At 51.3% G+C, this 13,336-nt stretch carries 13 protein-coding genes; 11 read left to right on the top strand and 2 right to left on the bottom strand.

Translation table 11 applies throughout. The features are described 5' to 3' along the window. Positions 1-193 precede the first annotated feature (193 nt). From HZS79_RS03760 to HZS79_RS03725, 8 genes are all read left to right on the top strand, one after another. The gene (locus HZS79_RS03760) at positions 194-493 is read left to right on the top strand and encodes a hypothetical protein (RefSeq protein WP_162217175.1); all 300 of its coding nucleotides are present in this window, start codon (positions 194-196) and stop codon (positions 491-493) included. Between the two features lie 170 nt (positions 494-663). Next, the gene (locus tag HZS79_RS03755; protein ID WP_179927084.1) at positions 664-1,770 is read left to right on the top strand and encodes an acyltransferase family protein; all 1,107 of its coding nucleotides are present in this window, start codon (positions 664-666) and stop codon (positions 1,768-1,770) included. Positions 1,771-1,798: 28 nt separating this feature from the next. Next, positions 1,799-2,893, top strand: coding sequence for a serine hydrolase (locus HZS79_RS03750; RefSeq protein ID WP_179927083.1), 1,095 nt, complete (start codon positions 1,799-1,801; stop codon positions 2,891-2,893). Positions 2,894-2,977: 84 nt separating this feature from the next. Further along, positions 2,978-3,256 carry a peptidylprolyl isomerase gene (locus tag HZS79_RS03745; RefSeq protein ID WP_162217178.1) on the top strand — a complete coding sequence of 93 codons (279 nt, stop codon included), beginning with the start codon at positions 2,978-2,980 and terminating at the stop codon, positions 3,254-3,256. 58 nt (positions 3,257-3,314) lie between these two features. Next, on the top strand, positions 3,315-4,250 hold the full coding sequence (locus HZS79_RS03740; protein WP_162217179.1) for an ABC transporter ATP-binding protein: 936 nt from the start codon (positions 3,315-3,317) through the stop codon (positions 4,248-4,250). Beyond that, positions 4,247-5,008, top strand: coding sequence for an ABC transporter permease (locus HZS79_RS03735; protein ID WP_162217180.1), 762 nt, complete (start codon positions 4,247-4,249; stop codon positions 5,006-5,008). The genes HZS79_RS03740 and HZS79_RS03735 overlap by 4 nt, the downstream gene beginning before the upstream one ends. A gap of 160 nt (positions 5,009-5,168) precedes the next feature. Further along, positions 5,169-6,182 (top strand): nucleoid-associated protein YejK, encoded by a 1,014-nt coding sequence (gene yejK / locus HZS79_RS03730; protein WP_162217181.1) that lies wholly within the window; start codon positions 5,169-5,171, stop codon positions 6,180-6,182. Positions 6,183-6,292: 110 nt separating this feature from the next. Then, positions 6,293-6,754 (top strand): TerB family tellurite resistance protein, encoded by a 462-nt coding sequence (locus tag HZS79_RS03725; RefSeq protein ID WP_179927082.1) that lies wholly within the window; start codon positions 6,293-6,295, stop codon positions 6,752-6,754. A gap of 5 nt (positions 6,755-6,759) precedes the next feature. Here the strand turns inward: HZS79_RS03725 and HZS79_RS03720 are convergent, their stop codons facing one another. Further along, positions 6,760-7,842 carry a serine hydrolase domain-containing protein gene (locus tag HZS79_RS03720; RefSeq protein ID WP_238401341.1) on the bottom strand — a complete coding sequence of 361 codons (1,083 nt, stop codon included), beginning with the start codon at positions 7,840-7,842 and terminating at the stop codon, positions 6,760-6,762. Between the two features lie 333 nt (positions 7,843-8,175). Then, a complete protein-coding gene (locus HZS79_RS03715; RefSeq protein ID WP_162217183.1) occupies positions 8,176-8,505 on the bottom strand; it encodes a hypothetical protein in 330 nt (109 codons plus the stop codon). A gap of 419 nt (positions 8,506-8,924) precedes the next feature. On the opposite strand from HZS79_RS03715, the gene fliD (HZS79_RS03710) reads away from it, so the two are divergent. From fliD (HZS79_RS03710) to HZS79_RS03700, 3 genes are all read left to right on the top strand, one after another. Beyond that, on the top strand, positions 8,925-10,283 hold the full coding sequence (gene fliD, locus HZS79_RS03710; RefSeq protein ID WP_162217184.1) for a flagellar filament capping protein FliD: 1,359 nt from the start codon (positions 8,925-8,927) through the stop codon (positions 10,281-10,283). A 165-nt stretch (positions 10,284-10,448) separates the two neighbouring features. Further along, positions 10,449-11,855 carry a flagellar filament capping protein FliD gene (gene fliD / locus HZS79_RS03705; RefSeq protein WP_179927081.1) on the top strand — a complete coding sequence of 469 codons (1,407 nt, stop codon included), beginning with the start codon at positions 10,449-10,451 and terminating at the stop codon, positions 11,853-11,855. 257 nt (positions 11,856-12,112) lie between these two features. Then, positions 12,113-13,006 (top strand): flagellin N-terminal helical domain-containing protein, encoded by an 894-nt coding sequence (locus HZS79_RS03700; RefSeq protein ID WP_162217186.1) that lies wholly within the window; start codon positions 12,113-12,115, stop codon positions 13,004-13,006. The last annotated feature ends 330 nt before the right edge of the window (positions 13,007-13,336 follow it).

Below are 13,336 nucleotides of genomic sequence, written 5' to 3'. Positions count from 1 at the left end.
TATTTAAGGTTTTGTATTTTTTGGATTTTTATTTTTTCTGGCATGGTTTGGTATGGTGTCTGCAATAGTTTTGGCAAGAACGAAATGTTAGGAATGCATGACGTTCTTGCCACTAACCAATGTTTTCAAAATGATCGAATTTTTGATTACCGAAAACTGAAGTGAAAGTGAAGCTATATCAGGAGGCATGACTATGAAAAAGGACGCTCTTAAGAAACTTGGCATTTTAGGCGTATCGTTCGGTTTAATCGCCAGCCCGCTAGCGTTTGCCGGCATGGAAGGCAACGATGAATACGAGCCCGCTCCGCAAGAAGAGACTATGCAGGACGATCAGGGCAGCTTTAACTCTTTCGATACTGAGCAAGAGCATGGTACAACCCATGACGGTGTAACCACTGAGTACGAAGAGGAAGAGCAAGAATTTACATATGAAGAAGAGCAGGAAGAGCAGGATCCTTGGGAAACCGATGAGGAAGATGACGCTGGGTGGTAAGTCAAGCCTGCTAAAGGATTAACTGCTATTCTGGTTCAAGGATGAGCCAAAAAAATGCCCCGCTAACGGCGGGGCATTTTTGCGTTAAAAGGTGTTAAGTAGGGAGCGGGGAGGGAATAGACTATGGTTAAAGCCCGACTACTGACATCAACCACAAGGATGTTGCCGACGTGTTGAACTGGAAGGAGGTGCCGCAGCTTCCTAAGGCGCAAGGTCGCATCGAAGCCATTGACCTTGCCCGTGGTATTGCCATTGGCCTGATGATTATCAGCCATGCAGTCAGTGGTTTGGTAGGCATGCGCAACGTGCCTGATTGGGGCATGGTGCCCATTCATTTTTTAACCAAGTTCTCGTCTTCGCTATTTATCCTGGTGTTTGGCATCGCGCTGGCGGTGGCTTTTCTTTCCCACACGCAAAGTGACGATTGGCCTAAACGGCGGTTAAAGCTGTGGGTGCGGGCGATCGAGGTCTGGTTTTGGTACAAAGTGCTGACGATTGTCGAAATGCTGCCCTTCAGCTCGCCCAGCGATATTGTTGATACGTTGCTCTATGGGCGCTTTGCTATCTGGGTAGAGATTCTAGGTTTCTATGCCATTGCCTTGCTATGGGTGCCATTAATATTGCCGCTGTGGGCGCGAACGCCACTGCGGGGGCGTTTGGCGACCATCGCAGGGTTAACGCTGCTTTCCGCGTGGCTGCAAGGGTTTTCCTTTGGGGGCTATGACCTCTTAAAAGCGTTTCTGGTTGACCACAAGGAGCACTATGCCTGGGGGCAGATCAGCCGCGCCCCGTTAATTTTGTTTGGCTTATTGATTGGCGAAGCGCTACTGCGCTGTTATTTCGACTCCGCCTTACGCCGCCGCTTAATTTTTTGGCTGGTAGGGGCGGGGGCGCTGATGATGGTGGCCTTTTATGGTTTGGCAATCGTCGGGGGCGATGTTTATGGTGCGATGATGGCGGTGGCTCGTAATGTGGGAAAACACCCGCCAGGGATAAGTTTTATGCTGTTTAGTGTCGGCGGCGCGTTGGTACTATTGGGGCTTGCTTTGGCAGGTGGGGCGGCGGCGGCAAAAACGCTGTTGCCGCTCACTCTGATCGGCAGTGATGCGCTGAAAGCGTTTATTTTCCATATAGTGATGATTTTTCTGGTGCTGCGTTTTCTATTGGAAGGACAGGGAGCCTACAGCTATCCACAAGCACTAGGTGTTGGCGGTTTGTTAATTCTTGGTGCTGCGCTGTGGATTTGGCTGACTCGCTGGGTGGCGGTTCACCGTTAAATACGATCAAACTGTCGGGAGCTTAGATTTGCGACACTGGATACGACACAGCTTAGTTGCTATAGCGCTCCTAACGGCGTTTTCTGTTCATGCCGATTGGTACTATGAAGTCGATAAAAAAAGCCGCTGGCAGGGTGGCTTAGATGCCCGCATGGCCGCCATTGAAGAGGAGTTTGATGGACAGCTGGGTGTGTATGTGCAGAATTTGGCTAGTGGTGAAGCCTATTCCTGGCAAGCTGATGAACCGTGGTATTTGGCATCGCTGGTAAAAGTGCCGGTGGCTGCCCAGATATTGGCCGAGCATCAAGCCGGCAGGCTATCCCTTGATGAGCGGATTACCCTGGCTCGCAGCGACTATGTTGACGGAGCAGGTCCAGTTAACTGGTATGAGCCAGGCACGCCTATTTCCATCCGTTATTTGCTGGAACAGATGATTACCGTTAGTGATAACACGGCTTCGGATATGCTGATTGACCGTGTGGGGCTTGATGCAGTGAATGCACGGGCAAGGACCATGGTGGCTGCTAGCGGTGGAAGGCCGGATGATCTAGGGCCGATTAGCAAGCTCATTGGGGTACGCCAAGGAGTATATGGTCAGCTTCATCCCGATGCCCAAGGCTTGGGAGGTGTGGATTTCATGGCGCTGCGCGAACACGATGTTGACCAACGCTCGGCAGCGCTCGCCCGTGTGCTTAGCGTGCGTCAAGATGCCTTCGAGCAACCTGACTACGACCGCGCCTTTGACGCCTACGAAGCCACGGGCGAGAACGTAGGCACCCTGCGCGCCTTCGGGGATGTGCTGGCGTCGCTTCACCGCGGCGGCATGACGGATCTGAATGCTGAGCAGCGCCAAACACTGCTGGCGGTTATGGGCCGCACTTCTTCTGGTGAACAGCGCTTGAAGCAAGGGTTGGGCAGTGATCTTCACTTTGCCCATAAAACCGGCACTCAGCACCGCCGTAGCTGCGATGCCGGTGTTGCTTTGCCTAGTGTCTCTACAGCGCAGGTGCCGTGGGTAATCGTAGCCTGCAGCAAAGGCCCGCTTCCGGTAAGCGCCCATGAACGTGCCTTGGAAAGTGTTGGTGAAGCACTGCGTGTCAGCGGTGCGCTAGCTGGCCCTTAATCAAGCTAACGCTAACGCCTACAACCCCGTGCCAGCATGATAAACTGATACGCCGATTTGGGGCTTTTTAATAAGGAGTTTGTTATGGCACGTGCCAGCGCCCGTCATATTTTGGTAAGCAGTGAAGAGCAGTGCAACGCACTGAAACAAGAGATCGAAAACGGTCGTGATTTTGCAGAAGTGGCCAAGCAGCACTCTAGCTGCCCTTCTGGTCGTCAAGGCGGCGACTTGGGTAGCTTTGGCCCCGGCCAAATGGTAGCGGAATTCGACAAGGTCGTTTTCAGCGGTGACCTGAACAAGGTACACGGCCCAGTTAAAACCCAGTTTGGTTACCACCTGCTGGAAATCACCAGCCGTAGTTAATGGCGCCGAACATCCGTCAAGCACCGCGGCAATGTTGCCGCGGTGTGAGGAGCACGCCTTGAACGATCCCATCATTACTATTGAAGGCTTGAACAAAACCTACGAAGGTGGCTTTCAGGCCCTTAGCCGTGTGGATTTAACGATTCAGCGCGGCGAAATTTTTGCCCTGCTTGGCCCCAACGGGGCGGGCAAAACCACGTTAATTAGCGTGGTCTGCGGGCTGGTGAACCCAACCCTAGGCCACGTGGTAGTCGATGGCTACGATAGCGTTAGTCACTATCGTCAGGCCCGTGAACGTATTGGTCTTGTGCCGCAAGAGCTCACCAACGAAGCCTTTGAAACGGTATGGAACACGGTTAGTTTTAGCCGTGGCTTGTTTGGCAAGTCGCCGAACCCTGCCCATATCGAAAAAGTGCTCAAGTCGCTGGCTCTGTGGGACAAACGCAACAATCGCCTGATGACGCTTTCAGGCGGTATGAAGCGCCGCGTCTTGATTGCCAAAGCTCTCTCTCATGAGCCGCGCATTCTATTTTTGGATGAGCCAACTGCTGGGGTAGACGTTGAGCTACGTCGGGATATGTGGAACGTGGTACGCGGGCTGCGGGATAACGGTGTCACGATTATTCTCACCACTCATTACATTGAAGAAGCCGAAGAGATGGCTGATCGCATTGGCGTCATCAATCGCGGTGAGATCGTTTTAGTGGAAGAGAAAGCAGCGCTGATGAACAAGCTCGGCAGCAAGCAGCTGACGCTACAGCTGCACACGCCGCTCACTGTACTTCCCGCAGCGCTTGAACAAGACGAGCTGAGTCTAGCCGCTGACGGCTATGAGCTGGTGTACACCTACGATGGCCGCCAGGAAGAGGAGGGACGCGGTATTTCTGCCTTGCTTACACAGTTGGAAAAGGCAGGCATTGGCTTTAAAGACCTGCATACACGGCAAAGCTCGTTGGAAGATATCTTCGTCGACTTGGTAAAGGAGCGCCCATGAATCTCTACCCCGTTCGTGCCATTTATATGGCAGAAATGGCGCGCACCCGCCGAACCTTGCTGCAAAGCATTGTATCGCCGGTGATTTCTACCTCGCTATACTTTGTGGTGTTTGGCGCAGCGATTGGCTCGCGCATCAGCGAGATCGATGGAGTCAGCTACGGTGCTTTTATTGTGCCGGGGCTGATTATGCTGATGCTGCTCACCCAGAGCGTGTCTAACGCTTCTTTCGGGATTTTCTTTCCTAAGTTTTCCGGCAGTATTTACGAAATTTTATCGGCCCCCATCTCCTATCTAGAAATTGTCGTGGGCTATGTGGGTGCCGCTGCCTCGAAATCGATCCTGCTTGGGCTGATTATCCTACTGACCTCTAACTTTTTTGTACCATTAGAGATTGCCCATCCGATTTGGATGCTGACCTTCCTGGTGCTGACGGCTGTCACCTTCAGCCTATTGGGCTTTATTATCGGCATCTGGGCGGATGGTTTCGATAAGCTGCAGCTGGTGCCTCTGCTAGTGATCACTCCGCTGACGTTTTTGGGGGGCAGCTTTTACTCCATCGATATGCTGCCGCCGTTTTGGCAAACCGTTACCCTGGCTAACCCTGTGGTCTATTTGGTCAGTGGGTTCCGTTGGAGCTTCTACGGCATTAGCGATGTCAGCTTAGCGGCTAGCGTGGCGATGATCCTGCTCTTTCTGACGGCCAGCCTTGCGACTATTGCCTGGATCTTCCGCACCGGTTATCGCTTAAAGCCTTGAATTTTCTGATTGCCTGTTGAGCGGTTCTTTGGCAACACCGCTCTCATGATGAGTTGTTTTTAATCAACCGTTCTTGGCTAAACCGTGCTCTTGGTTTACTTGTTCTTAGATACATCGTTCTTAGATAAATCGTTCTTAGACAAAAAGGTAACTCCCGCTTATGCCGCTACTGCAAAGTATTGTGCACCGCCTTGATCCATCGCTAGATGGCGAGCATTTAACCGTCACGGCGGCACCGGCTTCAACGCCAGAGAGCAACGACGACCCTGCAATGACAAGCTTGGTGAATTCGTTAAACGACACCTATAACACCAAAGCCAAAGGGTGGGGGCGTTTTGCTGCACAAGGAGAGCAGGCTGGGCCGCTGGTAGCCTGGCTGCGGGCGTACATGGCAGAAGAGCAAGATTTCACACAGCTTTCCATTGCGATTGCCGAACGCCTGGCGCAAACGCTTCAGGAACAGCTCTCCGTTAGCGGCTATTTGGTGTTCGCGCACCTACGCCAAGGCGATACCGAAACCCTGTTTTTAGGCTTAGTTCATCAGCGGGAAGGCATTGGCATTAACGCAGAGCACCAGGCAGTGCCCGCTGCGCAGCTTAATACTAGCCAGCTTACCTTGGCGGCACGGGTAAACCTTACCCAGTGGCAGAGCGATTCTGAAAGCGCGCAGTATGTATCGTTTTTGAAAGACCGCGGCGGCAAAAAGCTAGCCGACGGCTTGATAGCGCTATTGGGAATGGAAGAGGGCATTGATGCCCCCGCTGAAACCCGTACGCTGCTGAAAGCCTTCAGTGATTACGTCGAAAAAGAGGACTATGACGACGAAGCCAGCCGAGAAAAAACCGACACCTTGGTTGATTACGCCAACGAGCAGTTGCGTCGTGGCGAGCCAATGACGTTGGAAGAACTATCGGGGCTGGTAGACGAAAAGCAGCCCAAAGCGTTTTACGACCATATTCGTAATGCTGACTATGGTCTGTCACCGGAAATCCCGCCGGATAAGCGCACCATCAGCCAGTTTCGACGCTTTACCGGACGTGCAGGGGGCGTCTCGATCAGTTTTGATTCCCACCTGTTGGGCTCTAGCATTGAGTACGATGAAGGCCAGGATCGCCTGATTATTAAGCAAGTGCCCAAGCAGCTAAAAGAGCAGTTAGCGAAGCGTAAGGAGTAAGGGGGAATAGGGAATAGGGAATAGGGGAAAGGTTGCGAGCTGTCGGCTTACTGGGCACTAAGTGCCATATCACTAGTCGAAATGACAGGTTTGTTAACAGGAGAGACGCTGTGTTGGAGACTATTAGTAACTTTTTCCAACGTGCGCTGGCGGAGCCCGAACAGCGCGATAACCAAACCCTAACGCTAGAGCTCGCAACCGCAGCGCTGCTTTGTGAAGTCATGCGCGCCGACTACGATCAAAGCGCTGCGGAACGCGATGCACTGAAGCAGATGTTAATCAATCGCTACCACTTAAGTGAAAGCGATGTTAACGAGCTAATGGCGTTAGCGGAAGCTGAAGTGGATGACGCCGTCGACCATTACCAGTTTGTCAGTCTGATCAAAGCGCACTACGGTTATGAACAGCGCTGTGAGTTGGTGGCGTTAATGTGGCAGCTTGCCTGGGCAGACGGCAGCATCGACCCGCTCGAAGAGCACCGTATCAGGCGGTTGGCTGATTTGTTGCACGTTAGCCATAGTGATTTTATTCGCAGTAAATTGCAGGCTGAGGCGTCTCACCAGAAGTATTAGGCTTGCTACTCCTGCGCTTCCAGCAAGCCCACAACTAGCTGGTGGAGCTGCCGCTGAAACTGCCCTCCAGGCGAAGGTGGTGTCGGGTCGGAGGTGATCACAATGGTCATTTCCCGCTCAGGGATCACGTACAGCGCCTGCCCTCCGTAACCTCGGCCATAGACAACTGGCACTTCCGCAAGGGTTGTTATAAACCAGCCGTAGCCGTAACCATCGCCTGTCCAGGGGGAGTAGCCCCTGGGTGTCCACGACGCCTCTACCCAGTCTTCAGGCAATATTCGCCTACCATTGGCGATGCCATCATTACGATAAAGCTCGCCCACGGCCACTAGTGCCCTGGGAGAAAGCAGCATGTCGTTGCCGCCAAAGTAAATACCTTGCGGGTCTTTTGGCCAGGCAGGAATCGCAATATCCAGTGGCCCGCCCAGCAGGCGCTGCGCAAGGGCATGGGTACTTTCACCGCTGGCCTGGGTAAGCGCCGCAGAAAGTAAGTGGCTAGTGCCAGTGGAATAGAGCATGCGCCCACCAGGCTCATCCACAAATGGGCGCGTTAACGCATCATTTACCCAGTTCCTGCTGGCTACCCAGGCGCCGTAGTGATTGCCCGACGTTCGCTCCAAACCCGCTTGTAAGGCAAGCAAATGAGCCACGGTAATATCGTTGACCCGTGGGTCTATCCCACCAGGTAGCTCGCCTAACAGGTCTGCTAAAGGTTGCTCGGTAGAATCAATAATGCCGTCTTCAATTGCTGCGCCAGTAATGGCGGCCAGTACCGTTTTAGAAAGGGACTTGATGTTAGTTGGTGTCGCGAGCCCCGGGCCGCCTTGGTGACGTTCGTGAACAATACCACCATCATGGGCGATGATGATCGCATGAACACGATTAAGCTCGCCTGCTTGCTGGTCGAGCGCTTGCAGCGCACTGGCTGAAGGCTCTCTCGCCGATGCCCAAGAAGGCATCAATGAAGTGATGACGGTACAAGCAAGTACGAGAGCGAAAGCAGACGCGCGCATTTTAAGCCCTTTGGCAAAGGTGATGGGTGTGGCTGGGTGACAAGGACACACCCACTGTTCGAGGTGGTAAGTCATAGGAGGTTCAATAAACGGCGTGGCGGCTGAAAGGATTGGTGGGTAAATGACGCAAAACTAACAAATCACTGCTAGGCTTGGGATAGCCTTTCAAAGGTTGAGCATCCTGTTGCCCTCTTTGAAACGAAAAGCTGGAAGAGTCAAAGCCTAAAACGCAAAAGCAAGGAGCGCCCCTATGCGTAACATTATCTACATTATTGGTCTTATCGTTGTTGTGCTGTTTATTCTTTCGTTGCTCGGACTGCGCTAAGTTCAACACGCCAATAGAAAAAAAACGCCCCCACAACCTTAGGTTGTGGGGGCGTTTTGGTTTCCAGGGCGAGGCCAACGCGTTTACGCGCAGTCAGCGGCGCCTTGGCCAAACATATCAAACATCAGCTCCCGCCCCATGGCCGTCAGTACAAAGCGGCCATAGTCGTTAAATTCAGCGGCGCCGCTCTCTTCAAGCACCTGCTGGCAAGTTTTCCAACTGGAACAGTGGCTATTCAAATGAGCCAACTCGCGCTGGGCAAGGCCGCGCTGAGGCAGAGTAATGGTTTCGAGCACATGGCCATTATCGTAAAGCAGCTCGGCAACGGTAGAGAGGCAGTGGCGTAGGCTGCGCTGCACATGGTAGGCGGCAGACGCTACGTTGGATGCGGGGTGTGACACCTCGGAAGGCATAAGTCGTTCTCCTGCAAACAGTGCCAGAATCGGCTTGTTGCAGTGCATTATAAAGCAATAGCCCTGTTAGACCAAGGTCTATGTTTTGGCGCGGCAGCGTCTCAGCCTAATTGAGTCGCTATACCGTAAATAGTGGTACGTCTCGTTGGGTAGTCGATATAACCCAAGCCCGCCAAGCAGAAAAGGCGGAATCGATTCGCTAGCAAAATTTGCTGGATGAATATTCTGGCACTGTCAATTGTTACTTACCGTTACGTCAATGATGGAGAAAGAGTGTTATGTTCAAGTTAAAGCTTACCTGGCCGACACCTAAAGGTGAGGACATCAGAAAACTCGTGTTGCGCACCGATTCATATGTGACCGGTAATGTGAAGTAGGGACAAGCGTGGCAGCATATATTTAGAAAAGGCATGTGTTTTATGGCTTCTATTACATCACTTGGCGTTGGCTCTGGCTTGGATCTCACAGGCTTACTAGATCAACTTCGTGAAGCAGAGCAGCAAAAGCTGGTGCCGATTCAGCAACAGGTTGAATCTGAGCAAGCAAAAATATCCGCATATGGGCAGTTGAAAGGTGGTCTATCACAGCTGCAAACGGCGGCGTCTGCTCTTAATAACGCTGAGCTTTATGAAAGCTTAACCACCTCTGTTGATGGCGACGGTGTTCGTGCGGTCACTAGTAACGATGCACAACCTGGCCAATATGACGTCGCTGTAGAGCGACTAGCAACAGCAGGTAGCCTTGCAACTGAACGTGTGGCAGCACCAGATGAAGCGATTATTGACGGTGACACTGAACTGGTATTTGCATTTTCAGATGGCGAAATGGATTCCATCGCTATTGCAGAGGGGAGTTCACTCGAAAATATTCGTGATGCGATTAACGCCGAAAGTGATGGCCGCTTGAATGCCTCTATTATCAACGATGGCGAAGGGTATCGGTTGTCTGTTAACGCAACGGAAACAGGGGCAGATGCCAGTATTCAAAGCACGAATTTTAGCGATATTTTAGCCGATGGCGTCGTCACCAGTGATACTCAGGTGGTGCAAGCAGGCCAAGATGCGCTCGTCAACGTGAATGGTATCGATATTGTCAGCTCATCGAACCAGATAGAAGGAGCCATTCAGGGCGTAACATTAGATCTAAACGAAGCGAATACATCCAATACCATTACCGTCGCCCAGGACAGTCAGGCCATCAGTGAAGGAGTGAAGGCGTTTGTTGAGGCATTTAATACGCTGAAAGGGACCATTGGTGATTTGACAGCCTTTGATGCTGCAAGTGGCCAAGCGGGGCAACTTAATGGCGACAGTGCTACTCGTGCTGTTGAATCTTCGCTGCGTGGTGTACTTAGCGGCATGGTGGATGGGGGAGACTTACAAGTCCTTTCAGATGTGGGCATTTCGCTACAAGTAGACGGGACATTGTCGCTTGACGAAAGCGTGTTAGACAGCGCAATTGCCAACCAGCCTGATGATTTAGCGAATTTCTTTGCAGGGTCTGATAGCAAAAGTGGTATGGCGGGGCAGGTTAATGAGGCTATTGGACAGATGCTGAATGATTCTGGAGCCGTGCAAAATGCTATCAGTGGGTCAGAGCGTCGAGTAGAGTCTTTTGGTGATCGGCTCTCTCGCACCGAGGTTCGTATTGAGGAGACGGTGGAGCGGTATCGTACTCAGTTCGCTCAATTGGACACATTGATGTCCCAAATGAACTCTACCAGTAATTATTTGACACAGCAGCTGGCAGGCCTGAATCAGCAACAAACACAAAGCTAATAAAAACAAAATCATACAGTTGGCTTGGTGTTTAAAAGAGGCCAAGTTTCACTAACGTGGTGTTTTTTTATGTCTGATCGGGAGAATAAGCGCTAAAGTTGCCCCCTTTTTAGCCGATATGCTCAATACAAGCATCATCAACTAAATATACAAGGAACTGAGCCAATGGCTACGATCACCTCTCTTGGCGTTGGATCAGGGCTGGATCTTACTGGCCTGTTGGAGCAGCTACGCGGCGCAGAGCGCCAAAAGCTAGTGCCTATCACTCAGCAAAAAACACAGCAAGAAGCAAAAATTTCTGGGTACGGCCAGCTGAAAAGTGCGATGTCTCAGTTTCAGACCTCGGTTAACAAGCTGAACGATCCCAAGCTTTATCAGAGTTTGTCTACTGAAATACGCGGTGGCAATGCTATAAAGGCGACAGCCAGCAGCGAAGCAACGGCAGGGCGTTATGATGTTGAGGTAACACAACTTGCCCGCGCAGGAAGCTTAGCCACTAATAGCATCCAAGGGGATAATGCGCTTACCCAAGGGCTAACAGAAGCCGGTGCAAGCCTGACATTAACCTTTGGAAAAGATGCTGATAATAATGACATTACGCGAACTATCGCGCTGACAGAAGGCAGCTCTCTCGAAGATATCCGCGACCAGATTAACGACTTTGACTTTGAAGATGGTCCAAAAGTTAATGCTTCTATCGTTAACGATGGCAGCGGGTATCGATTGGCGCTTAACTCCGCGACGACCGGAGAAGAAGGGTCGATCAATGGCATGGACTTCACGGGGCTTGCGGGGGGAGTTGCACTTGCCTCTGATCCAGACACCGCTTATGAAGGTCGCAATGCCAAGTTAAAAGTCAATGGGATTGCCATCACCAGTGAAACTAATAGCGTCCAAGGTGCCATCGCTGGCGTGACACTAAATTTAGAAAAGGTGACCGAAGCGGATAGCCCGAATACCGTAGTTGTCGCTCGAAATACGTTGGCCGTGCGTGAAGCCGTTGAAGGCTTTGTAAAAGGCTACAATGATCTGAAAGCTAAAATCGGTGAGCTAACGGCTTTCAATGGTGGTGGCGATGCAGCAGGTGGTTTGATTGGTGATCGTGCAGTGCGTTCTATTGAATCCCAGTTGCGCTCGGCATTAGTAGGTAATGTACCCGGCGGTGATATCTCTCGCCTATCCGACATCGGTATTGAGCTTAAAAAAGATGGCACCCTTGAGCTTGATTCAACCAAAATGAGTGATGCTGTGGCGAACAATCAAGATGCCGTGGCCGCCTTTTTTGCGGGTGATAGTGACAAAGCAGGTATGGGCGGGCAGGTAAGCGAAGTGCTGGATAGGGTGTTAAGCGAAAACGGCGCCTTGGGTAGTGCCAAACGAAGTGCTGAAGGGCGTGTAGAGTCATTAGATAGCCGCTTTGAGCGAATGGAAACCTCCATTGAGCGTACGGTTGAGCGCTATCGTAAGCAGTTCACGCAGCTGGATATGATGATGTCGCAAATGAACTCCACCAGCGGCTATTTGTTCCAGCAGCTGGATATGATGAATTCCCAGATGGCAAATCGTAAATAACCCATTTTTTAGCTTGGCCTTCTGGTTAGCCCCTACCTGTGCAGGTTAGGGGCTTTTTAATGGGGCTTATGAAGTGAGCACCAGCCTATGGCGAGTAAAAAGAGCGATCAGTAACAGATATGAGGGTTGATACATTTAGTTACAAAAGCGAGAGTGAAAAAATTTAAGTATTTCCCCTACCTGCCGTTAATTAATAACAACGGCAGCATGCCGTCAGGCAGGCCGACTAGGCCAGTAACTATATGTAGGAGATTCACATGTCTGTTATCAATACCAACATCACAGCGTTGATTGGCCAGAACAACCTGAAAGGCGCGCAAAGTTCTTTACAGCAAGCACAAGAGCGTCTTTCTTCCGGCCTGCGTATTAACAGTGCCGCTGACGATGCTGCTGGTCAAGCAATCGCTAACCGCATGACCAGCACCGTAACGGGCCTGAACCAGGCATCACGAAACGCTAACGACGGTATTTCTTTGGCGCAAACCGCTGAAGGCTCACTGGACCAAATCAACGACAACTTACAGCGTATCCGTGAGCTGACGGTTCAAGCACAAAACGATACCAACACCGCACAGGATATCGACTCCATCCAGGAAGAAGTCAACGAGCGTTTGGCTGAAATTGACCGAGTAACTGAACAGACTCAGTTCAACGGACGAGACTTGTTCGCGGCCGGTACCGACACTTCTTTCAGTATCCAGGTGGGTGCTAAAGATGGCGAAACTATTTCAATTAGCATTGGCGGAGCGAGTGGTTCAGGCAACTCTACTGCTGCTGGCGGCTGGAATATGCTCACTGACTTGGCCGCTGGTACGCAGGGTAATCTTGCCGCTGGCGATACCCGTGGTGTTAGCTCTGCAGGTTTTGATGTTCTTCAAGAGGACGCATTGGCGATTCTGGATGAGCGTTTATCAACGGTTGATAAAGAGCGCAGCAACCTGGGTGCCATGCAGAACCGCTTTGAAACTGCACTAGACAACATTCAAACGACTTCTACGAACTTACAGGCAGCTCGTTCACGTATTGAAGACGCTGACTATGCCGTTGAGGTTTCCAACCTGACTCGCGCCCAGATCCTTGAGCAGGCGGGTACCTCTATTCTGGCCCAGGCTAACCAGAGCCCGCAAAGCGTGCTTTCCCTGCTCCAGTAAGCCAAATCTAGGTCAAGCCAGATAGGTAAGGTTTTTATCCATTATCTGGTGGTTCAATGTTCCGGTATCAGTACCCACTGATACCGGAATTTTTTTATGGTAATCAGATCGTTGAGACTGGTGCGGTATAATCAACAGTGCCGTAATTGTGCTATGAACTTAGGCATTCAAATAGCTGGGGCATCTGTCGAGCGCTGGTTTACACGTGAATACGTATCATTCTTAGAAGGGAAGTGGCGGTTAGCCTATGTTCGGCCTGCCACATAAGGAATGAAACCTTGGTGGAAAGTGATAACTGATACATTTTACTACAAATAAAGAGCGTAAAAA

Source organism: Vreelandella zhaodongensis, assembly GCF_013415115.1.
Taxonomy (GTDB): domain Bacteria; phylum Pseudomonadota; class Gammaproteobacteria; order Pseudomonadales; family Halomonadaceae; genus Vreelandella; species Vreelandella zhaodongensis.
The sequence above is the reverse complement of the archived record's forward strand: the minus strand, read 5'-3'. Positions and strand labels throughout refer to the sequence as shown.

Bases quoted from the DNA above. Each gene is read 5' to 3' on its own strand.
- HZS79_RS03760 (WP_162217175.1), top strand. From the start codon at position 194: ATGAAAAAGGACGCTCTTAAGAAACTTGGCATTTTAGGCGTATCGTTC.
- HZS79_RS03745 (WP_162217178.1), top strand. From the start codon at position 2,978: ATGGCACGTGCCAGCGCCCGTCATATTTTGGTAAGCAGTGAAGAGCAG.
- HZS79_RS03735 (WP_162217180.1), top strand. From the start codon at position 4,247: ATGAATCTCTACCCCGTTCGTGCCATTTATATGGCAGAAATGGCGCGC.
- yejK (WP_162217181.1), top strand. From the start codon at position 5,169: ATGCCGCTACTGCAAAGTATTGTGCACCGCCTTGATCCATCGCTAGAT.
- HZS79_RS03720 (WP_238401341.1), bottom strand. From the start codon at position 7,842: ATGACTTACCACCTCGAACAGTGGGTGTGTCCTTGTCACCCAGCCACA.
- HZS79_RS03715 (WP_162217183.1), bottom strand. From the start codon at position 8,505: ATGCCTTCCGAGGTGTCACACCCCGCATCCAACGTAGCGTCTGCCGCC.
- fliD (WP_162217184.1), top strand. From the start codon at position 8,925: ATGGCTTCTATTACATCACTTGGCGTTGGCTCTGGCTTGGATCTCACA.
- fliD (WP_179927081.1), top strand. From the start codon at position 10,449: ATGGCTACGATCACCTCTCTTGGCGTTGGATCAGGGCTGGATCTTACT.
- HZS79_RS03700 (WP_162217186.1), top strand. From the start codon at position 12,113: ATGTCTGTTATCAATACCAACATCACAGCGTTGATTGGCCAGAACAAC.